Source organism: Williamsia deligens, assembly GCF_024171765.1.
GTDB classification, from domain to species: domain Bacteria; phylum Actinomycetota; class Actinomycetes; order Mycobacteriales; family Mycobacteriaceae; genus Williamsia_A; species Williamsia_A deligens.
Genome location: NZ_JAMTCI010000001.1, coordinates 632,470 through 651,672, shown reverse-complemented (window position 1 = coordinate 651,672; position 19,203 = coordinate 632,470). Strand labels below are relative to the sequence as shown.

Below are 19,203 nucleotides of genomic sequence, written 5' to 3'. Positions count from 1 at the left end.
CCGATCGGTGGTGACAGGTGGACGATCAGGCTCGACGCCACTCGTCCTCGTCGGCCCACACCTCCGCGGGATCCGGACGGTCGGAGGGGCGCTCTGGTTCGTTCGCCAGCTCCCGCTGCAGGCTGGTGAGGTCCATGTTCGGGGAGCTGTACTTCAACTCCCGAGCAACCTTCGTCTGCTTCGCTTTTGCTCTGCCGCGGCCCATAGGGGGACCCCCTCGCACAATGACGGGGCGGCCAATCAAGATTGGCGGCCCCGCTCTGAGTTAACAAATCTTGTTCGTGTGCATCAGTCTAGCGCGCAGTGGGGGCATATGCGGACCAGCCTCGATCGGGAGGCGGGACGCGTCGCGTCCTGACCGTCAGGCCCGGGCGCGGCGGCGCTGGAGCTTGCCCGCCTCGCGGGCCACCTTGCCCGCGAAACGGGGGTCGGTGGTCAGCAGGTCGAGCCCGGCGTCGTCGACGTCGCCGGTGAGCAGCGCGCGGACCGTGATCCCGTGGTCGGGGCGGTCGACGACCGTCACCGTGTCACCGGCCTCGATCTCTCCCTCGGAGACAACCCGCAGGTAGGCGCCCACGTCGGCCCGGTCCATGAACCGGGCGACCCACCGCGGTTCCTCGGCCCAGACCGCGAACGTCTTGCAGGGCGTCCGGAAGATGGTCACCTCGAGTTCGACGTCCCCGACCCGCCACCGCTCGCCGATGACGGCGTCGGTCACGTCCATCCCGTCGATGCGCAGGTTCTCGCCGAACCACCCGTGGGGGAGCGACCGGCCCAGCTCGTCGGCCCAGCGCCGGGCCTCGCGTTCGCTGTAGGCGTAGACGGCCTGATCCCGACCACCGTGGTGTTTGGTGTCGACGATGACGTCGCCGGCGACGCCCTCGGTCGTGATCCGGACGCGGCCGGTGATCTCGGTCTTCCCGATCCCGGACTCGCCGATGCGGTCGAGCTCGACGGCGCGATCGGCGGCACAGACCGCCACGACGCGACCGGTCATCGCGACCGCAGTCCCTCGACGGCGGCGCGGCCCGCGCGGATGCGGTCGTCGGCGCGCACCGATGCGGGGTCGATGGCGACCGCCGCGCCGCCGGCCTCCAGCTCCGTGCCCGGCTCGACCGACCGCTTCACCAGCGCCAGCGCGATGGGGCCGAACTCGAAGTGTTCGACGACGGTCCCGACCCGACCGACGGTGCGCCCGCCGGCGGTCACCGGGTCGCCGGTGGCGGGACGGGAGTCGGCGCTGCCGTCGATCTGGAGCAGGACGAGCCGTCGTGGTGGGCTGCCGAGGTTGTGGACGCGTGCCACGGTCTCCTGGCCCCGGTAGCAGCCCTTCTCCAGGTGCACCGCGCCGTAGGTGTCGGGTCCGCCGATCCAGTCGACCTCATGGGGGATCGTGCGGTCGTCGGTGTCGACGCCCAGGCGGGGTTCGAGCGCCTCGGCGCGCAACGCCTCCAGCGCCCACGTGCCGGCGGGGCGGGCACCGGCGTCGACGATCGCGTCCCACCAGCGGTCGAACTGGGCCTCGGGGACCAGGACGTCCACCCGGGCCACGGTGGGGACACCATCGGCGCCGCGCTCGCCGATCGGGGGCATCACGCGCCAGAACCCCGAGGGCTCGTCGTCGTGGTGCAGCTCGGGGATGCGGCCCGCGGAGTACACGGCAGCGCCCTCGGGCATCTCGAGCAGCTCGGCGACAGGTCCACGTACGGCGTCGGGACCGAGGACGGTCAGGACACGCAGATCCGGGCGGTCGACCGGTTCGGCCTTGGCCCAGAACACCATCCGCTGCAGGAACGTCAGCAACGCCTGCGCGCGCTGCGGTTCGGTGTCCACCACGGTCAGCCCGTCGATGTCGGTGAGGACGAAGTGGTCCTCCACCCGTCCGTTCACATCGAGGCTGAGGTTCTCCGCGGACGTCCGGTCGGCCAGGTTGCTGACGAACTGACTGGAGATGGTGTGCAGCCAGCTGAGCCGTTCGTCGCCGCTGATCTCGAACACGCCCCGGTGCGACCGGTCGACGACGACCACCGACGTGGTCGCGGCGCGTTGCTCCCCGAACGGGTCGCCGTGATGCCAGGCGACACCGGCGTCGGGGGAGTCGTCGGGCGGTGGGATGGCCCCGGTTTCGCGCTGATGTCGCCGGATCGTGGGCTGGTCGGCGTCGGGTTCTCCGATCGAGTCGGTCACGGGTTCATCGTACGAGGCCCCCGCTAGGGTGATCGCCATGTCGCAATCGATCCTGGTGACCCACGACGGCGCCGTCCTCGATCCCGACGTCCCCTACCTGCACGCCGACGACCTCGCGGCCGTCCGCGGTGACGGTGTCTTCGAGACCCTCCTGGTGCGGGACGGACGCGCGCGGAACGTGGGCCGACACCTCGCCCGGCTGGAGAAGAGCGCCGAGGCCCTTGACCTCCCGGCGCCGGACCTCGCGCGGTGGCGGACGGCGATCACCACGGGCCAGCGTGTGTGGGCGGAGAAGAACGGCCGCGCGACCGAGGGTCTGATGCGCATCGTCTACTCCCGCGGGCGGGAGAGCGCACCCGTCGGGCAGGCCGCACCGCGCGAACGAGCCGAGACCGGGATCACGCGCGAATCGAACGAGGCGACGGCCTATCTCACGGTCGGACCTGTCGCCGAGAAGGTCGCCACGGTCCGGGCCGAGGGCACACGCGTGATCACCCTCGACCGCGGGTACTCCGTCGACCTCGCCGCCCGCGCGCCGTGGCAGCTGCTGGGCGCCAAGACGCTGAGCTACGCCACCAACATGGCCGCGCAGCGGTACGCCGCGTCGCAGGGCGCCGACGACGTCATCTACGTCTCGAGCGAGGGGCAGGTCCTCGAGAGCCCCCGATCGACGGTGGTCGCGCTGCACGGGGACACCCTGTCGACGCCGCCGGTCGAGAACGGCGTCCTGCCCGGCACCACGCAGCAGGCGCTGTTCGCGGCGGCCGAGAGCGAGGGTCTCGAGACGGCGATCCGGCCGCTGCGTGTCGCCGACCTGATCGTGGCCGACGGAGTCTGGCTCATCTCCAGCGTCACGCTCGCCACCCGGGTGCGTGCCCTCAACGGCTACGAGATGCCGGCGCCAGCACGGGAGGCGGACTTCGCGGCGCTGGTGGAGAAGGCCGTCGACGCCGACTGACGTCAGACCTACGGTGACCGGGGTCTCTGTGTCCGAGGGAACAGCGCAGGGGCTGGTCACCACCAGGACGAGGGTCTACGTTCAGCGGTAGTACTACGACTGGTAGTAGCTCCCGGGGATCCGTCCGCGGGCCGTGTCGACGACGAGGTCGGCGATGAACGCACTCGACATCTCCCGGTGGCAGTTCGGGATCACCACCGTCTACCACTTCATCCTGGTCCCGCTGACGATCGGTCTCGCACCGATGATCGCGGTGATGCAGACCGTGTGGACGGTCACCGGCAACGAGCAGTGGTACCGGGCGACGAAGTTCTTCGGGAAGCTGTTCCTGGTCAACTTCGCACTCGGCGTCGCGACGGGCATCGTGCAGGAGTTCCAGTTCGGGATGAACTGGAGCGCGTACAGCCGGTTCGTCGGTGACGTGTTCGGTGCGCCGCTGGCGCTCGAGGGCCTCGTCGCGTTCTTCCTCGAGTCGACCTTCCTCGGCCTGTGGATCTTCGGGTGGGGGCGGCTGTCGAAGCGTGTCCACCTCGCCTGCATCTGGCTCGTCGCCATCGCCGTGAACGCGTCGGCGTACTTCATCATCGCGGCCAACTCGTGGATGCAGCACCCCGTGGGTGCGCGCTTCAACCCGGAGACGAAAAGGCCCGAGCTCACGGACTTCTGGGCTGTGATGACCAACAACACCACGCTGGCGGCATTTCCCCACGCAGTGGCCGGATCCTTCCTCACCGCAGGCACTTTCGTGGCCGGCATCGGCCTGTGGTGGATGATTCGTGCCCGTCGGCGGGCGGACGTGGCGGGCACACCTGCGGAGGCGGCAATGCTCCGCCACGATGCGCGCACGCTCTACCGTCCCGTCACCCGGATGGCCTTGTGGATCATCGTCGTCTCCGGTGTCGCCCTCGGCATCACCGGCGACGTGCAGGGCAAGCTGATGTTCGAACAGCAGCCGATGAAGATGGCGTCGGCGGAATCGCTGTGCCACACCGAGACCGCCGCGTCGTTCTCGGTGCTGACGATCGGCACGCACAACAACTGCGACTCGGTCACCCACCTCGTCCAGATCCCCTACCTCACCTCGTTCCTGGCGACGAACACGTTCGACGCGACGCTGCCGGGTGTCGCCGAGATGCAGCAGCACTACTCGCAGACCGTCGGCCCCGGCGACTACCGACCCAACCTGTTCGTCACCTACTGGGCGTTCCGCGCGATGATCGGGTGGGCCGCGGGATCGGCGCTCCTCGCCCTGGCCGGGCTGTGGTTCACCCGCGGCGGCCGGGTGCCGTCGGCCCGATGGCTCGGCCGACTGGCACTGCTCGCCATCCCGACCCCGTTCCTGGCCAACAGCTCCGGCTGGGTGTTCACCGAGATGGGCCGTCAACCGTGGATGGTGGTGCCCAACCCGACCGGTGACCCCAACATCCACCTCACCGTGCAGCAGGGGGTCTCGGCCACCTCGGTGGCGACTGTCGCGACGTCGCTCACGGTGTTCACGCTGGTCTACGGACTCCTCGCGGTCCTCTGGTTCGTGCTCATCCGGCGCCATGCGGAGAACGGGCCCGCGACGGCGACGTCGTCCACACCCCACGACGACACCCCGGGAACCCACGACGACGCGGCGGACGACGCAGCGCCGGAACGACTTTCGTTCGCCTACTAGGAGGCCACACGATGTCTCTCCCCGAGATCTGGTTCCTCGCGATCGCGGTCCTGTTCGGCGGCTACTTCCTGCTGGAGGGTTTCGACTTCGGCGTCGGGATGCTCATGCCGTTCCTGGACCGTCGGCGTGGTGAGACCCCGGCCGAGGGTGACACGCGGCGTCGGGTGCTCCTCAACACCATCGGTCCGGTGTGGGACGGCAACGAGGTGTGGGTGATCACCGCCGTCGGTGCGATGTTCGCCGCGTTCCCCGCCTGGTACGCGGGCATGTTGAGCGCGCTCTACCTCCCGATGCTGCTCGTGCTCGTCGGCCTCATCCTCCGTGTCGTCGCCATCGAATGGCGCGGCAAGATCGACGACCCGCGCTGGCGCCGGTGGTGCGACGTCGGCATCGGTGCGGGGTCGTGGATCCCGGCGTTCGTGTGGGGGATGGCGTTCGCGAACCTGGTGCGTGGCCTGCCCGTCGACGCCGCCGGCCGGTTCGTCGGGGGCGTCGGTGACCTCGTCAGCCCCTACGCCCTCCTCGGAGGTCTCACCACGGTCGCGGTGTTCGTCGTGCACGGCGCGGTGTTCCTGTCCCTGAAGACCGGCGGCGAGATGCGCGGTGCCGCAACGCGAGCGGCGCGTCGCCTCGCGCCCGTCGGTGCTGTCGTCGCCGCGGTGTTCGTCGGCTGGACGCAGGCCGTGCACGGCCACGGATGGACGGCCGCGCCCGCCGCGGTGTGTGTCGGGGCACTGGCGGCGACAGCGGCTGTCGCCGGGGTCCGCGGCGAACCGAGCGCACGCCGTGAGGCGATCGCCTTCGCCACCACGTCGGTGGCGATCGTCGCCCTCACCGCCCTGGTGTTCGGGTCGCTGTGGCCGGCGGTGATCCCGTCGACCATCGACCCCGCGTACTCGCTGACGATCGCGGATGCTGCGTCGAGCGCCTACACGCTGCGGATCATCTCGTGGGCGTCACTGGTGGTCCTCCCCGTGGTCATCGGGTACCAGGCGTGGACGTACTGGGTGTTCCGGCAACGCATCTCGCTGCACCACATCCCCGAATCGATCGGCCTGCCGCTGCGTCGGGACGTGGGTGCGCGATGACGGCGTCGCGGGCGCCCGTCGACCCCCGGTTGCTCAGGACGTCGTCGGCGGCGATCCGATCGATGGTCGTCACCGCCCTCGCGGGCGTCGTCTCCTCGGCGACGGTCGTCGTCGGGGCGGTGATGGTGGCCGCGATCGTGTCGGATCTGGTGACCGACCCGGCCACCCGATCGGTCGGCGCGCAGCGGACCCACCTCGTCGTCCTCCTGGTCGTCATCGCGGTCCGGGCCGCGACGGCGATCGTGCACGAGAGGGTCGCGCAGCGCGCCGCGACGGCGACCATCGCCGAGCTCCGTGACCGGGCACTGCGATCGCTCACCGACCCTGCCCGGACCCGCCCCCGCGAGTTGCAGCGAACGCGCGCAGACGCCCTGACGGTCCTGACCCGTGGCCTCGACGCACTCGAGCCCTACCTGACATCGTTCGTGCCGGCCCTCGTCGCGACCGCCACCGTGACCCCCGCCGTCATCGCCGTGATGGCCTGGGCCGACCCGTTGTCGGCGCTCATCGTGGTCGTCACGCTGCCGCTGATCCCGGTGTTCATGGTTCTCATCGGTGTGATGACCCGCGATCGCACCCGTGCACGCCTCGCCGCCATGACTGCGCAGGGAGCGCAGACCCTCGATCTCATGGCCGGCGCACCGACGCTGCGCGCGATGCGACGCGCCCAGGCTCCCGCGCGTGTCATCGAGGACCTGGGCACGCGGTCACGCCGGACCACCATGTCCGCCCTCCGGATCGCGTTCCTGTCCGGTGGTGTCCTCGAGTTGCTCGCTACGCTCTGTGTCGCGCTCGTCGCGGTGGGGATCGGTCTGCGCCTGCTCTACGGCGAGATGTCCCTGTACGACGGGGTTCTCGCGCTCGTCCTCGCCCCGGAGGTCTACCTGCCGTTGCGGGCTGTCGGTGCCCGGTTCCACGAGTCGGAGGCGGGGCGCACGGCCGCGGCCGACGTCCTCGACCTCATCGAGCCGGAGTGTGCACCCGCAGGTCGGGCCCTGCCGGTCGCCGCGGGCGGGATCACGGTGGTCCTGGACGGGGCGGGCGTCCGCGACCGCGACGGGTGGTCACCGGAACGGGTCGACGCGGTGTGTGCGCCGGGCACGCTGACGGTGATCACCGGGCCCAACGGTGTCGGGAAGTCGACGGTGCTGGCGGCGATCGCCGGGCTGATCCGTCCCGACGCGGGTCGCGTCACGCTGAACGGCCTCGACGCCGCCGACGTCGACCGCGCCTGCATGGTCGGGCGGATCGCCCTCACCGCCCAACCGCCGCTGCTCGTACCGGGCACCGTCGCCGACAACCTCGCGGCCACCGGCCCGCTCGACAGGCTGGCCGCCGCCGCTGCGCAGGTCGGGTTCGACGCCGTGCTCGCGGAACTCCCGGACGGGCCCGCGACGACGGTGGGGGCCGGCGGCGTGGGGTTGTCGAGCGGGCAGCGACAGCGCCTCGCGCTCGCTCGCGCACTGGCGGGCACCGCGGACCTGCTCCTGCTCGACGAGCCCACGGCACACCTCGACGCCGATGCCGAGGGCGTCGTCATCGCGGCGGTGCGCGATCGGGCGCAGCAGGGGGCGACGGTGATCGCCGTCAGTCACCGGCCGGCCGTGATCGCCGCGGCCGACAGCGTCGTCGACATCGCCCGCCCGCTCGTCGCAGAGGGGGTGGGCGCCGGTGCCCGATGACCCGCTCGTCCGCGCCGCCCGTCTCGTGGGTCTGTCGCGTCGGCGGCTGGCCCGATCCGTCGGGCTGGGTGCCGCGGCGGCGCTGAGCGCACTGGCCCTCGCGGCCTTGTCGGCGTGGCTCATCACACGCGCCTGGCAGATGCCGCCCGTGCTGTCGGTGGCGATCGCCGTGACCAGCGTTCGCGCCCTGGGCATCTCACGCGCACTGTTCCGCTACCTGGAACGACTGTCCACGCACGATCTGGCGTTGCGCGTCATGGCGTCGGCACGATCGCGGATCTACGCCGCGGTGGCCGGCGGGGCGCCGGACGCCGCGGTCCGGGTGCGTCCGTCGGATCTGGTCGCGCGGACCGGCCGCGACGTCGACGAGCTGGGGGAGTCGTTGGTACGCGCGGCGATCCCGATCGGCGCGGCGGCGATCACCGCTGTCGCGGCGGTCGCGATCGTCGGTGTGATCAGCCCGTGGGCCGGTGTCGCGGTGGCGGTGGTCTGGGTGCTCGCGGGGATCGTCGGTCCCGCGGTCGCGGTGCGGGGTGCAGCGCACGCGGAGCGCGCCGCCGCCGGCGCCCGGGACCGGTCGACCGACCTGACGATGACCCTGCTGTGGCACGCCGCCGAGGTGGAGGTCGCCGGCCGACGTCGGGAACTGCTCGCCGCCGCCGCGGACCAGGAGCAGGCCGCGCGTCGGGCCACGGATGCCGGCGCGCGACTGCGGTCGTGGTCGGCGGGGGTCCTCCCCGCCGCCGCCGGTGCGTGTCTGGTGGTCGCGTGCCTACTGGCCACGGGGCTGGCGGACAGTCTGGACCCCACCGCGATCGGTGTCCTGATCCTGGTGCCGCTCAGCGCGTTCGAGGCGGCGACGCCGCTCCTGGAGGCGGGCCGTCAGCTGCACCGCAGTCGCCGGGCCGCCACGCGGATCCTCGCCGTCGTGGACGACGTGACGGCCACCGACCCGGTCGCCGATGTCCGTCCGGTCCGCTCCGCGACGCCTCGGATCGAAGTCTGCGCGGACATGACCTGGGGTCATGCCGGGCGCGCCACCGCGGGACCGCTGCGCACCGGGCTCGTCGTCGACCCGGGGTCGCGGATCGCGGTCGTCGGTCCCTCGGGGTCGGGCAAGACGACCCTGCTGGCGACCATCGCGGGTCTCCTCGCGCCCGTCGCAGGAGCGGTGCGGGTGCTCGACGACAGCGGTGCGCCCGTCGACCCCGGTGACGCGATCCGCTGGTTCGCCTCCGACGCGCACGTCTTCGCGACGACGATCCGCGAGAACCTGTTGGTGGCACGGGGAGACGCGCCGGACGCCGACCTCCTCGACGTCCTCGACCGCGTCGGACTCGCGGGATGGGTGGCAGAGCTGCAGGGCGGTCTCGACCACGTCCTGCAGTCGGGTGCCGACGCGCTGAGCACCGGCCAGCGACGTCGGCTGCTGCTCGCCCGCGCCCTCCTGTGCCCGGTGCCGGTGCTGCTGCTCGACGAACCGTGCGAGAACGTCGAACCCGATGAGGCCGACGCCCTCGTCGCGGCTCTGCTCGACCCCGCCGGCGGTCTCGTCGAACCGGAGCGCACGGTCGTCGTCGTCACCCATCGACTGCCACGCGGGTGCACTCCCTCCGCCGTGGTCGATCTGCGCTCCCCGAGCGCACCGCGGATAGCGACCGAGCCGATTTCGCGGTCCGCGAAAAGCGATTGCCGAGTCCACGATTCGCGCGTAACTTCGGTCGTACACGAGGAAGGAGGTGGTCTGGAGTTGCATTATTCTTGGACACGTGAGGTGACCATCAGCTAGGTGGCGCCAACGCCCGGGATTCTCCCGGTGCGGTAGCCGCCCGCCTCACGGCAGCGGCGCCGTCACCCGAGCGAATCCACGGTGGTCACCCGACCCCCGCACCCCCACCCGTCCAGGTGGGACCAGCTACCCCGGTAGCGGTGCGGGGGTCGTTCCATGTCCGGACCAGGCCGCGGCCTCAGCCTCGCCCGTGACCCTCAGCCTCGCTCGTAACTCCGGATGGCGTCGGCCGCAAGGGTCTTGGTGGTGCTCTGCCCGTCGAGGGCCTCGCGGATGAGGTCGGCGTGACCGCTGTGGTGCGCCGTCTCCCGGAACATGTGCAGCAGGATGCGACGCACGGTGTGGTGCTGGCGCACCGGTGCCCACGGCGCGATCGGGATGGGGATGACGGCGTCGAGATCGGGGACGGTCGCGATGAACTCGTCCGTGAGCTGGGCCTGACGGCGGTACCTGTCGAGCCAGCCGGCGAACGTCTCGTCCGCCGACATGCGGTAGCGCTCCTCGAGGTCGACGTCGAACTCGGCCTCCGGGTCGGCGGCCAGGATGGCGGCGATCCAGTACTCCTCGAACAGCGCGAGGTGTTTGATCAGGCCGCCGAGGGTGAGCGTGCCGACGGGTCCGGGCGCACGGGCCTCCTCCTCGGTGATGCCGTCCACGGTCACCAACAGGCTCCTGCGTTGGTCGCCCCAGATCTCGATGAGCGTCTCTCGTTCTCCGGGGATGCTGGCGGTCGCGATCATCATGCGACCAGCTTCCCACCGCGTGACGGCGACTGCATCAGACCTCTGGCGGATGTGCGGCGATCAGCCGATGTGGCGGGCGAGCTTCGCCGACAGCCGGGGGACGAGATCCCCGTCGGCGTCGACACGTTCCTCGACGTAGGCGAGGTCGCCGTCGTCGACGAGGCCGTAGAGACGCTTGGCGCCCCCGACCTTGCGCCCACCCTCGGAACCGGACGCAGAGGTGATGACGACGTCGGTGACGAGCTCCCACGACGTCTGCGTCAGCGGTCGGCCGTAGAAGAGTTCGATCCAACCCTCGGCGTGGGCGGCGAGGAACTCGATGGTCTCGTCGGAATCGGGTCCGCTGATGCGCCAGTACCCGGTCTCACGCAGGTCGGGTCCGATGTGGTGGGCGTCGTCGTCGATACGCCACGACCGTGACTCCCACATGAGGTACGGGCCGCCGTCATGGCTGATCGTGATCTGCTGGCCGAAGGGGTAGTCGCCGGTCTCGGCGTCGTGCCCCTCGCCGAGGCCGCGCCACACACCGACGAGCGGCAGCAGGCCGAGCAGAGCCGGGTTGAGATCGGGGCCCTCCCGGAGGTTCGCGGTGTCGGCGGGAGCGTCGAGTCCCGGCAGGGCCGGGATGTTGCGGCCCGCGGTCGACTCGGCGCGACGCGCGGCATCGACGATCGCGTCGTCGGCGCTGCCCGGCTCCGGACGATCGTCGGGTGAGCGGTCGCTCACTGTGCTGCCGTCAGGACTCGTCGCTGATCAGGCGGTACAGCGTGTACAGCCCGAACCACACGATCGCGACCGTGGCGATGACCAGGAGGATCTCGAAGAAGATGACCACGGCGACCAGTCTACGACGGTCGTTTCCGGTGGGTAGGGTCGCCTCCACCGCCGCCCGGGGCCGCCGGCCCTGACGTCCTGACCGGAGACGCCCATGACCGCAGAGCCGCCGTCCACAGCACTGATCGCGGAGATCATGCGCCGCAACGTCGATGAGGTCTTCGCCGAGACCGACGACGCGCTGCGTCGGGGACTCGTCGAGGAGCTCTATCACCCCGACGCCGACTTCTACGACGACGAGGGATCGGTGGCCGGCCACGACGCGATCGACGCCAAGATCAGCTCGCTGCAACACGATGCGCCGGGGCTGACCTTCACGGTCACCGTCGAACCGAGTGTCGTCGCCGACGTTGGCCGGATCTCCTGGTCGCTCGGCCCGGCAGACGGGCCGACGGTCGTCTCCGGGATGGATGTGGCCCACGTCCGGGACGGCCGCATCACGGCGCTGTACACGTTCCTCGACCCGCGGTAGCCCTGCCACGACGACGGCGCCCCCACCGCGACAGATGCGGTGGGGGCGCCGTTCGCGGCATTGCGGTCGGTCAGCTCGCCTTCGCGACCGTCACGTCCTGGTCGAACACGCCGGTCCCGTCCGGGTGGACGGTGACGTCACCGTTGCCGCGGGGCGAGAGCGCCCGCAGCGTCCAGGTGCCGGGCGCCGCGAAGAACCGGAAGTCGCCGGTCCCGCTCGCGACGACCTCGGCGGTGAACTCACCGGTGCCGTCGAGGAGACGCACGAACGCGCCGCCCACGGGCTGGCCGTCAGCGTCGAGGACCTGCCCCGTGAGGACGGTCTCCTTCTCGACGTCGACGCCGGCGGGCAGCTTCTGACCCTGCTTGGGGGCGGCGCACATCACTTGCCCTCGCCCAGCTCGACGGGCACGCCGACCAGCGAGCCGTACTCGGTCCAGCTGCCGTCGTAGTTCTTGACGTTCTGGTGGCCCAGGATCTCCTTGAGGACGAACCAGGTGTGGCTCGAGCGCTCGCCGATGCGGCAGTAGGCGATGGTGTCCTTCTCGCCGTCGAGGCCGGCTTCCTTGTACAGCTCGGCGAGCTCGTCGTCGCTCTTGAAGGTGCCGTCCTCGTTCGCCGCCTTGCTCCACGGCACGTTGATCGCCGAGGGGATGTGGCCGGGACGCTGGCTCTGCTCCTGCGGGAGGTGTGCCGGCGCGAGGATCTTGCCGGAGAACTCGTCCGGGCTGCGCACGTCGACGAGGTTCTTGCTGCCGATGGCGTCCACGACCTCGTCGCGGAAGGCGCGGATCGACAGGTCGGGATCGGCGGCTTTGTAGGAGGCGGCCGGGCGGCTCACGGTGTCGGTGGTCAGCGGACGCCCGTCGAGCTCCCACTTCTTGCGACCGCCGTCGAGCAGCTTCACGTCCTGGTGCCCGTACAGCTTGAAGTACCAGTAGGCGTACGCGGCGAACCAGTTGTTGTTGCCGCCGTAGAGCACGACGGTGTCGTCGTTGGAGATGCCGCGCGCGGAGAGCAGGTCACCGAACTGCTCGGCGTTGACGAAGTCACGACGGACCTGGTCCTGCAGGTCGGTCTTCCAGTCCAGCTTCACGGCGCCCTGGATGTGGCCGCCGTCGTAGGCGCTGGTGTCCTCGTCGACCTCGACGAAGACGACGGAGTCGGTGGTCAGGTTCTGCTCAGCCCAGTCGGCGCTGACCAGGACATCGGAGCGAGCCATGGTGGTCCTTTCGAAGGGAACGACAATCGATGTACGAGATGTGGAACGTGCCGGTGCATCGGGATCGCGACGAGGAGCGCGGAGCACACGGGACCGACACGGCGGACGGTGAGGGAGATCAGACCGTCAGCTCGGACGGTCGCGAGACGGCTGCGCGTCGCGGACCGGTGTCAGCGACAGCAGCAGGTGGCGAATCGACAGAAATCGATCGCCCGGCGGCGGGTGAGCAGGTACTCACGACGCGACTGCATGGGCCGAGGGTAACAAAGCTCACCGGCCCTCAACGGGGGAGGGCGGTGGTGTACATGGTGGCGACCTGCACCTTCTGTGCGATCAGGAACAGGCCGGGGTCCCAGGTCTGACTGTGCGGGGTGCCCTCGATCATGATGTCGCTACCGCTGCTCCTGGCAGACGTCGCGGTCGCGCCCCACGCCATCGGGAGGTTGGCGATGGTGGCCGAGAACTGATCGAGCACAGCCCGGCGGTCTTTCTCCGCGACCGTGGTGGCGGAGTGCTCCTCGGGCCCGTCGTAGAAGCCGGTCGCGGTGAGGCGCAGTGCGCCGTCGACCACCGAGAGGTCGACGGTCACGCTGACCTTCTGTTTCGGACGCTGGGGGCCGGGCGACACGCTGCCGGTGAGCAGGACGCCCGACGTGCGGCTCAGCAGTCCGTCCTGGGGTCCGCCCCCGCCTGCCTTTCCCTCGGGCGCCGGGGTGTTGACGGTCAGGTCATCGATCTCCAGGAGGCGTCCCATCGCGACGGAGTCGAGGGTGGTCGACGCTGTCGCAGCGCCGACCTCCATGAACACAGCGCCCTGGGGGAACGGGTCCGAGATCGACGCCCTGTCGACCCGGACGTCACCGAGTCGTGTGCGGAGGTCGGCGTGGCAGGGGTCCGCCACCCTGCACGAGCCGGCGGCGTACACGGGGACCGCACGCGCTGTGATGCCGATCGAGGAGTACCGGCCATCGGCGACTGAGCGGAACGCGGGGAATCCGGAGATGGTGACCTCGGGCTCGAACGGGAGGCCGCGGTTGCCGTTCGTCGGGTGCATGAAGGCTCGAGCGAGGCTGCGCTCGGCGTTGATCGCGATGGCGGTGTCGGTGCCGAGAGCGCCCGCGGCGACCAGGAGGACGACGACGATCGGGACCCAGACAGCCGTACGGAGGCGGGGCCTGTGGCGACGGGTGCGGACCACATCGCCTCCGTTCCTGCGCCGCCGATACGAGGCCTTCGAGGTACAGGCGGTATTCTTCCGAACAACTCTGCACCGTCGACGTTGCAGGTTACACATATGAGAGACCGTCGCCGCAGATCGGAGATTCCATGGATCTCTTGTTGCTGACGGCCGATCCTGCGCCCGAGTCGGTGGTGCCGTCGCTGGCACTGCTGGCCCACACGGTGCGCGTCGCGCCCACCGAGGTCTCGTCGCTCATGGAGGCCGGCAACGCCGACATCGCCATCGTCGACGCCCGTACCGACCTCGCCGCCGCCCGCGGACTGTGTCGCCTCCTGGGCAGCACCGGGGCATCGGTCCCCGTCGTCGCGGTGCTCACCGAGGGTGGCCTGGTGGCCGTCAACGCCGAGTGGGGTCTCGACGACTTCCTGCTGCCGACCATCGGCCCGGCCGAACTCGACGCGCGCCTGCGACTGCTCGTCGTGCGCAGCCGCGCCGGTGACACCGAGGAGGCCGCGGGCAAGGTGTCGCTGGGTGAACTCGTCATCGACGAGGGCACCTACACCGCCCGTCTGCGCGGTCGTCCGCTCGATCTGACCTACAAGGAGTTCGAGCTCCTCAAGTACCTCGCGCAGAACGCCGGCCGGGTGTTCACCAGAGCTCAACTGCTGCAGGAGGTCTGGGGGTACGACTTCTTCGGCGGCACTCGCACCGTCGACGTCCACGTCCGTCGTCTGCGCGCCAAGCTCGGCGCCGAGCACGAGTCGCTCATCGGCACGGTGCGCAATGTCGGGTACAAGGCGGTCCGGCCGTCGCGGGGCCGTGACAGCGCCGAGTCCGCCGACGACCTCGACGACGACTTCCCCGATCCCGGTGACGATCTCGACGACGAACTGCGATCGATGAGCAACGGTGGCTGAGCCGGGGACCACGGTGCTGTCGTCGCTCGACGACGAGACCGCCCGTGCCGCACACGAACTCGCCGACCGCGTGGAGCGCGCCGACGGTGTCGCCGGCCTGTCGGAGCAGGCTGTCGCCGCCATCGACACCGACCGTGTCACGCACGTCGTGGCCCGCTCCGACGCCGGTGACCTCGTCGGCTACGCGAACATCACCCCGGGCCGCGACGACGAGCCCGCGATGATCGAGGCCGTCGTCGACCCCGGGTCCCGAGGTCACGGTGTCGGCCGCGAGGTGATCCGGCAGGCGTTCGACGCGTCCTCGGAGGCGACCCGCATCTGGGCGCACGGGGATCTCCCGGCGGCGCAGGCACTCGCCGCCGCACTGGGCCTGAAGCCGCTGCGTGAGCTGCTGTCCCTGCGCCGACCGCTCAACGACGCCGACCTGCCCCTGCCCGCCCTCGAGGTCCCCGACGACCTCGTGCTGCGGACGTACGAGGGCCCACAGGACGACGCGGAGATCCTGCGCGTCAACAACGCCGCATTCGCGTGGCACCCGGAGCAGGGCGGCTGGTCGCCGGACGAGATCACCGCCCGGACGTCGTCGGACTGGTTCGACCCCGAGGGACTGTTCCTCGTGTTCGACCGATCCGACGCGCAGACCCTGCTCGGCTTCCACTGGACCAAGGTCCACCCCGCGGTGACACAGGACGACGGCGACGACGAGCCGGCCATCGGCGAGGTCTACATCGTCGGCGTCGACACGGGCACCCAGGGGCGGGGATTGGGACGACTCCTCACCCTGGCCGGGATCGCGTACCTCGAGCGCCTCGGGCTCACCGTCGTCGAGTTGTACGTCGAGGGCGACAACACCGCCGCGCTGCACACCTACGAGCGGCTCGGCTTCACCCGGCACTCGATCGACGTCGCCTACGGCTGACCGCGGGCGTCGTGCCCGGCCGCAGTGGCACGGATCACGCGTGACCGACGTTCGGCGGCTCGGTGCGCAAAACACCTCGTCACCTGCGGTAACGATCTCACCGGCCTGTCGCCGGAGCGCCGTGTGCGGGCGGGATCAATTCACCGCCCGTTCACCGACAGTCGGTCGACCGTCCACTCCCGGCCCATAGCTTTCTCCACGACCACACAGCACCGGGGCGGTGGTCCCCTGCCCTCGATCACCTCCGGGTGATCGCGCGGGGGAGGTGCACGACAGCTCCCGGCACACACTCATCGGAGGACTCAGGCGTGAATCTCACCAGGGGCTCGGCGACACGGACCGGCGCCATCGCCGTCGGCATGGTCGCGGCAGCCACTCTCACCCTCTCTGCCTGCAGCGGCGGCGCGGACTCGAGCGGCTCGGCGTCGGGCGGCTCCAGCGCCGACAACAGCTTCAGCGGCCAGTCGATCAGCGGCGAGGGATCCACCGCGCAGCAGAAGGCCGTCCAGAAGTTCCAGGACGTGCTCTCCGGCAACGGCGGGATCGTCCTCAACTACACCGGCAGCGGCTCGGGCGACGGCGTGAAGAAGTTCCTCGCCGGCGACGTCGACTTCGCCGGGTCGGACTCGGCTCTCAAGGAGAGCGAGGCCGCGCAGGCCAAGACCCGCTGCGCGGGCAACGACGCGTGGCACATCCCGCTCGTCGCGGGCCCGGTCGCGATCGCCTACAACCTCAGCGGTGTCAGCGACCTCACCCTGAACCCGAGCGTCCTGGCGAAGATCTTCGACTCGAAGATCACCACCTGGAACGACCCGGCCATCGCCGCGCTCAACCCGGGCAAGAGCCTCCCCTCCGAGAAGATCGTCCCGGTCCACCGCAGCGACAGCTCCGGCACGACGGACAACTTCCAGCGGTTCCTGCAGGACACCGCCAAGAGCGACTGGCCCTACGAGCACGACAAGACCTTCAAGGGTCAGGGCGGCTCCGCCGCGGCCAAGTCGACCGGTGTCGGTGACACCGTCAAGAAGACCGCCGGCGCCATCACCTACGTCGAGTGGGGCTTCGCCGAGCAGAACAAGCTGGGCCTGGCCAAGGTCGACTTCGGCTCCGGCGCCACCGAGCTGACCGGTGACACCGCGTCGAAGGCCCTGTCCGAGGTGCAGTTCAAGACCCCGGGCAGCAAGGACCTGCAGGTCGACACGGACAAGCTGTTCGAGACCAAGACCGCCGGCGCCTGGCCGCTGCTGCTCACCACCTACGAGGTCGTGTGCTCCAAGGGCTACACCGGCAACAAGGGTGCGGTGCTGAAGTCGGCGCTGAGCACCATCGTGAACCAGGGCCAGAGCGGTCTGTCCGACATCGGATACGTCGCCCTGCCCGACTCGTACAAGCAGACACTGCTGGGCACCATCAACGCCCTCGGCTGAGCACGTCGACACACGCCGCGGGGCCCGCGATCTCCACGAGATTGCGGCCCCGCGGTACCGGTTGAGAGACTTGGGAGACCCCCTACATGACCGAACTGCACGGCGGCGACCTGCGCGCCGGTCGGACGGCCGACCTCGAAGGATCCATGACGACATCCTCGCTCAGCGGACCCGACCCGATGGACGGGGTGATCCCCGGTCCCGCTCCCACCGGTGACAACGCCGACCGCCCCGAGAAGGGATCGGGCACGGTCACCCGCCTCGGCGATCGCGTCTTCCGCACCCTCTCGGTGGGCTCCGGTGTCCTGGTCTCCCTGATCATCGGCCTGATCGCGCTGTTCCTGATCATCCAGGCCGTGCCGGCCCTGATGAAGAACAGTGAGAACTTCTTCACCTACACCGGCACGTGGGTCACCGACGGCGACCAGCTGCAGTTCGGCATCCTCAACCTGCTCTACGCGACTGTCGTCGTCTCCGTCATCGCGCTGATCCTGGCCATGCCGATCGCGCTGGGCATCTCGATCTTCCTGACGCAGTACGCACCGAAGCGGCTCATCGGCCCGATCACCTACCTGGTCGACCTGTTGGCGGCGGTGCCCTCGATCGTCTACGGCCTCTGGGGCATCCTCGTCCTGGGTCCCGCGCTCGTCCCGGTCAACACCTGGCTCGTCGGGAACCTCTCGTTCCTGCCGTTCTTCACCGAACCCACCCAGGTGGCCAACATGTCCACCGGCGGGACCATGCTCACCGGTGGCGTCGTCCTCGCGGTGATGATCCTGCCGATCATCACCGCCGTGACCCGCGAGGTCTTCGTCCAGACCCCGATGGGTCACCGCGAGGCCGCGCTCGCCCTCGGCGCGACGAAGTGGGAGGTCGTGCGCGTGGCGGTCCTGCCCTTCGGCTTCTCCGGCTACATCAGCGGATCGATGCTCGGCCTGGGTCGCGCGCTCGGCGAGACGATGGCCCTGCTGCTCATCATCTCCACCGCGGGTCCGCTGGACTTCAACCTCATGGAGAGCGGTGAGACGTTCGCGACGAAGATCGCGAACAACGCCGCCGAGTTCGACTCGCCGCTCAAGACCGGCGCCTACATCTCCGCGGGCCTCGCGCTGTTCGTGCTGACGTTCGTCGTCAACGCGGCCGCGCGCTCGGTCGTGACCCGGAAGGCCAAGTGATGACCGCAACGACCACCGAACGCCCCGACCTGGGGCCCGTCAAGCGGACACCCGCCGGGTTCACCCCCGTCACGCTGCGGCGCAAGATCACCGACAACCTCGCGTTGGTGCTGGTGAGCCTGGCACTGCTGATCGCGCTGGCGCCGCTGGTGTGGCTGATCGCCACCCTGGTCATCCGCGGGATCGACCCGATCCTGTCGGCGAGCTGGTGGCAGTTCGACGAACTGCACGGCGGTGCGTTCAACGCGATCGTCGGCACACTGCAGCAGACGCTGCTCGCCGCGGTCATCTCCATCCCGGTCGGCATCTTCGTCGCGATCTACCTCGTCGAGTACGGCGCCCGATCGGTCCTGGCCCGCATCACGACCTTCATGGTCGACATCCTCTCGGGCGTCCCGTCCATCGTCGCCGCCCTGTTCATCTACTCGGTGTGGCGGACCACGCTGGGCCTGCCGCGATCCGGGTTCGTCGTCGCGCTGGCGTTGGTGCTCCTGATGATCCCGATCGTCGTGCGCTCCACCGAGGAGATGCTGAAGATCGTCCCGCAGGACCTGCGGGAGGCGTCCTACGCGCTCGGTGTGCCGAAGTGGCGCACCATCGCATCCATCGTCCTGCCGACGGCACTGTCGGGCATCGTCACCGGCGTCATGCTCGCCGTGGCCCGCGTGATGGGCGAGTCCGCACCGGTGCTGATCCTCGTGGGGTCCACGAGGGCGATCAACAACAACCCCTTCGACGGCAATCAGCAGTCGCTGCCGCTGATGATGGTGCAGCAGTACAACAACGGCTCCGACTCCTTCGACCAGGTGTGGGGTGCGGCGCTGACGCTCGTGATCCTCGTCGCGGTCGTCTACTTCGGCGCGAAGCTCGTCTCCACGCTGTTCGCGCCCAAAAAGGCATAGCGGGCGTCCGCCCCGCCCCTCGACCACCCCCGATCGAAACGGACCG

General features: G+C 70.0%; 19 protein-coding genes. 11 read left to right on the top strand and 8 right to left on the bottom strand.

The window, feature by feature from the left end:
* Positions 1–25: 25 nt before the first annotated feature.
* The 3 genes from LX14_RS03085 to ygfZ form a co-directional block, all read right to left on the bottom strand.
* Complete coding sequence (locus LX14_RS03085) at positions 26–205, bottom strand: DUF3073 domain-containing protein (RefSeq protein ID WP_253645808.1); 180 nt, start codon at positions 203–205, stop codon at positions 26–28.
* A gap of 156 nt (positions 206–361) precedes the next feature.
* On the bottom strand, positions 362–997 hold the full coding sequence (locus tag LX14_RS03080) for an MOSC domain-containing protein (protein WP_253645807.1): 636 nt from the start codon (positions 995–997) through the stop codon (positions 362–364).
* Positions 994–2,187: a CAF17-like 4Fe-4S cluster assembly/insertion protein YgfZ gene (ygfZ, locus tag LX14_RS03075; protein ID WP_253645806.1), complete on the bottom strand. Its 1,194-nt coding sequence runs from the start codon at positions 2,185–2,187 to the stop codon at positions 994–996. Before ygfZ ends, LX14_RS03080 begins: the two co-directional genes overlap by 4 nt.
* Positions 2,188–2,224: 37 nt before the next feature.
* Here ygfZ and LX14_RS03070 point away from each other — a divergent pair, with 37 nt between their 5' ends.
* The 5 genes from LX14_RS03070 (at position 2,225) to cydC (ending at position 9,367) form a co-directional block, all read left to right on the top strand.
* Positions 2,225–3,145, top strand: a complete 921-nt coding sequence (locus LX14_RS03070; RefSeq protein WP_253645805.1) for an aminodeoxychorismate lyase — start codon at positions 2,225–2,227, stop codon at positions 3,143–3,145.
* A 154-nt stretch (positions 3,146–3,299) separates the two neighbouring features.
* The gene (locus LX14_RS03065; protein ID WP_253645804.1) at positions 3,300–4,808 is read left to right on the top strand and encodes a cytochrome ubiquinol oxidase subunit I; all 1,509 of its coding nucleotides are present in this window, start codon (positions 3,300–3,302) and stop codon (positions 4,806–4,808) included.
* Between the two features lie 11 nt (positions 4,809–4,819).
* Positions 4,820–5,896 (top strand): cytochrome d ubiquinol oxidase subunit II, encoded by a 1,077-nt coding sequence (cydB, locus tag LX14_RS03060; RefSeq protein ID WP_253645803.1) that lies wholly within the window; start codon positions 4,820–4,822, stop codon positions 5,894–5,896.
* Entirely contained in the window at positions 5,893–7,578 is a 1,686-nt protein-coding gene (gene cydD / locus LX14_RS03055) for a thiol reductant ABC exporter subunit CydD (protein WP_253645802.1), read from the top strand. Before cydB ends, cydD begins: the two co-directional genes overlap by 4 nt.
* A complete protein-coding gene (gene cydC / locus LX14_RS03050) occupies positions 7,568–9,367 on the top strand; it encodes a thiol reductant ABC exporter subunit CydC (RefSeq protein WP_253645801.1) in 1,800 nt (599 codons plus the stop codon). Before cydD ends, cydC begins: the two co-directional genes overlap by 11 nt.
* 197 nt (positions 9,368–9,564) lie before the next feature.
* Here cydC and LX14_RS03045 read toward each other — a convergent pair whose 3' ends face one another.
* Together LX14_RS03045 and LX14_RS03040 are read right to left on the bottom strand one after the other, a co-directional pair.
* The gene (locus LX14_RS03045) at positions 9,565–10,110 is read right to left on the bottom strand and encodes a DinB family protein (RefSeq protein WP_253645800.1); all 546 of its coding nucleotides are present in this window, start codon (positions 10,108–10,110) and stop codon (positions 9,565–9,567) included.
* Between the two features lie 60 nt (positions 10,111–10,170).
* Positions 10,171–10,836 carry a heme-binding beta-barrel domain-containing protein gene (locus LX14_RS03040; protein ID WP_253645799.1) on the bottom strand — a complete coding sequence of 222 codons (666 nt, stop codon included), beginning with the start codon at positions 10,834–10,836 and terminating at the stop codon, positions 10,171–10,173.
* 202 nt (positions 10,837–11,038) lie between these two features.
* On the opposite strand from LX14_RS03040, the gene LX14_RS03035 reads away from it, so the two are divergent.
* Entirely contained in the window at positions 11,039–11,416 is a 378-nt protein-coding gene (locus LX14_RS03035) for a nuclear transport factor 2 family protein (RefSeq protein WP_253645798.1), read from the top strand.
* A 70-nt stretch (positions 11,417–11,486) separates the two neighbouring features.
* Here the strand turns inward: LX14_RS03035 and LX14_RS03030 are convergent, their stop codons facing one another.
* The 3 genes from LX14_RS03030 to LX14_RS03020 all read right to left on the bottom strand — a co-directional run bounded on the left by LX14_RS03030 (position 11,487) and on the right by LX14_RS03020 (position 13,835).
* A complete protein-coding gene (locus LX14_RS03030; RefSeq protein WP_253645797.1) occupies positions 11,487–11,798 on the bottom strand; it encodes a DUF1416 domain-containing protein in 312 nt (103 codons plus the stop codon).
* Entirely contained in the window at positions 11,798–12,637 is an 840-nt protein-coding gene (locus tag LX14_RS03025) for a sulfurtransferase (protein WP_253645796.1), read from the bottom strand. The genes LX14_RS03030 and LX14_RS03025 overlap by 1 nt, the downstream gene beginning before the upstream one ends.
* A gap of 280 nt (positions 12,638–12,917) precedes the next feature.
* Positions 12,918–13,835 carry an LmeA family phospholipid-binding protein gene (locus LX14_RS03020; protein WP_253645795.1) on the bottom strand — a complete coding sequence of 306 codons (918 nt, stop codon included), beginning with the start codon at positions 13,833–13,835 and terminating at the stop codon, positions 12,918–12,920.
* Positions 13,836–13,963: 128 nt separating this feature from the next.
* On the opposite strand from LX14_RS03020, the gene LX14_RS03015 reads away from it, so the two are divergent.
* The 5 genes from LX14_RS03015 (at position 13,964) to pstA (ending at position 19,157) form a co-directional block, all read left to right on the top strand.
* Positions 13,964–14,734 (top strand): winged helix-turn-helix transcriptional regulator, encoded by a 771-nt coding sequence (locus tag LX14_RS03015; RefSeq protein WP_301283150.1) that lies wholly within the window; start codon positions 13,964–13,966, stop codon positions 14,732–14,734.
* Positions 14,727–15,653, top strand: coding sequence for a mycothiol synthase (mshD, locus tag LX14_RS03010; RefSeq protein ID WP_308214062.1), 927 nt, complete (start codon positions 14,727–14,729; stop codon positions 15,651–15,653). Before LX14_RS03015 ends, mshD begins: the two co-directional genes overlap by 8 nt.
* Positions 15,654–16,012: 359 nt before the next feature.
* Positions 16,013–17,080 carry a phosphate ABC transporter substrate-binding protein PstS gene (pstS, locus tag LX14_RS03005; protein WP_253647864.1) on the top strand — a complete coding sequence of 356 codons (1,068 nt, stop codon included), beginning with the start codon at positions 16,013–16,015 and terminating at the stop codon, positions 17,078–17,080.
* Between the two features lie 146 nt (positions 17,081–17,226).
* Positions 17,227–18,255, top strand: coding sequence for a phosphate ABC transporter permease subunit PstC (gene pstC / locus LX14_RS03000; RefSeq protein WP_372505354.1), 1,029 nt, complete (start codon positions 17,227–17,229; stop codon positions 18,253–18,255).
* Positions 18,255–19,157, top strand: a complete 903-nt coding sequence (pstA, locus tag LX14_RS02995; RefSeq protein ID WP_253645793.1) for a phosphate ABC transporter permease PstA — start codon at positions 18,255–18,257, stop codon at positions 19,155–19,157. Before pstC ends, pstA begins: the two co-directional genes overlap by 1 nt.
* The last annotated feature ends 46 nt before the right edge of the window (positions 19,158–19,203 follow it).

Bases quoted from the DNA above. Each gene is read 5' to 3' on its own strand.
- LX14_RS03015 (WP_301283150.1), top strand. From the start codon at position 13,964: ATGGATCTCTTGTTGCTGACGGCCGATCCTGCGCCCGAGTCGGTGGTG.
- pstA (WP_253645793.1), top strand. From the start codon at position 18,255: ATGACCGCAACGACCACCGAACGCCCCGACCTGGGGCCCGTCAAGCGG.
- LX14_RS03085 (WP_253645808.1), bottom strand. From the start codon at position 205: ATGGGCCGCGGCAGAGCAAAAGCGAAGCAGACGAAGGTTGCTCGGGAG.
- LX14_RS03070 (WP_253645805.1), top strand. From the start codon at position 2,225: ATGTCGCAATCGATCCTGGTGACCCACGACGGCGCCGTCCTCGATCCC.
- cydD (WP_253645802.1), top strand. From the start codon at position 5,893: ATGACGGCGTCGCGGGCGCCCGTCGACCCCCGGTTGCTCAGGACGTCG.
- pstC (WP_372505354.1), top strand. From the start codon at position 17,227: ATGACGACATCCTCGCTCAGCGGACCCGACCCGATGGACGGGGTGATC.
- cydB (WP_253645803.1), top strand. From the start codon at position 4,820: ATGTCTCTCCCCGAGATCTGGTTCCTCGCGATCGCGGTCCTGTTCGGC.
- LX14_RS03065 (WP_253645804.1), top strand. From the start codon at position 3,300: ATGAACGCACTCGACATCTCCCGGTGGCAGTTCGGGATCACCACCGTC.
- LX14_RS03080 (WP_253645807.1), bottom strand. From the start codon at position 997: ATGACCGGTCGCGTCGTGGCGGTCTGTGCCGCCGATCGCGCCGTCGAG.
- pstS (WP_253647864.1), top strand. From the start codon at position 16,013: ATGGTCGCGGCAGCCACTCTCACCCTCTCTGCCTGCAGCGGCGGCGCG.
- LX14_RS03030 (WP_253645797.1), bottom strand. From the start codon at position 11,798: ATGTGCGCCGCCCCCAAGCAGGGTCAGAAGCTGCCCGCCGGCGTCGAC.
- LX14_RS03035 (WP_253645798.1), top strand. From the start codon at position 11,039: ATGACCGCAGAGCCGCCGTCCACAGCACTGATCGCGGAGATCATGCGC.
- LX14_RS03025 (WP_253645796.1), bottom strand. From the start codon at position 12,637: ATGGCTCGCTCCGATGTCCTGGTCAGCGCCGACTGGGCTGAGCAGAAC.
- LX14_RS03045 (WP_253645800.1), bottom strand. From the start codon at position 10,110: ATGATGATCGCGACCGCCAGCATCCCCGGAGAACGAGAGACGCTCATC.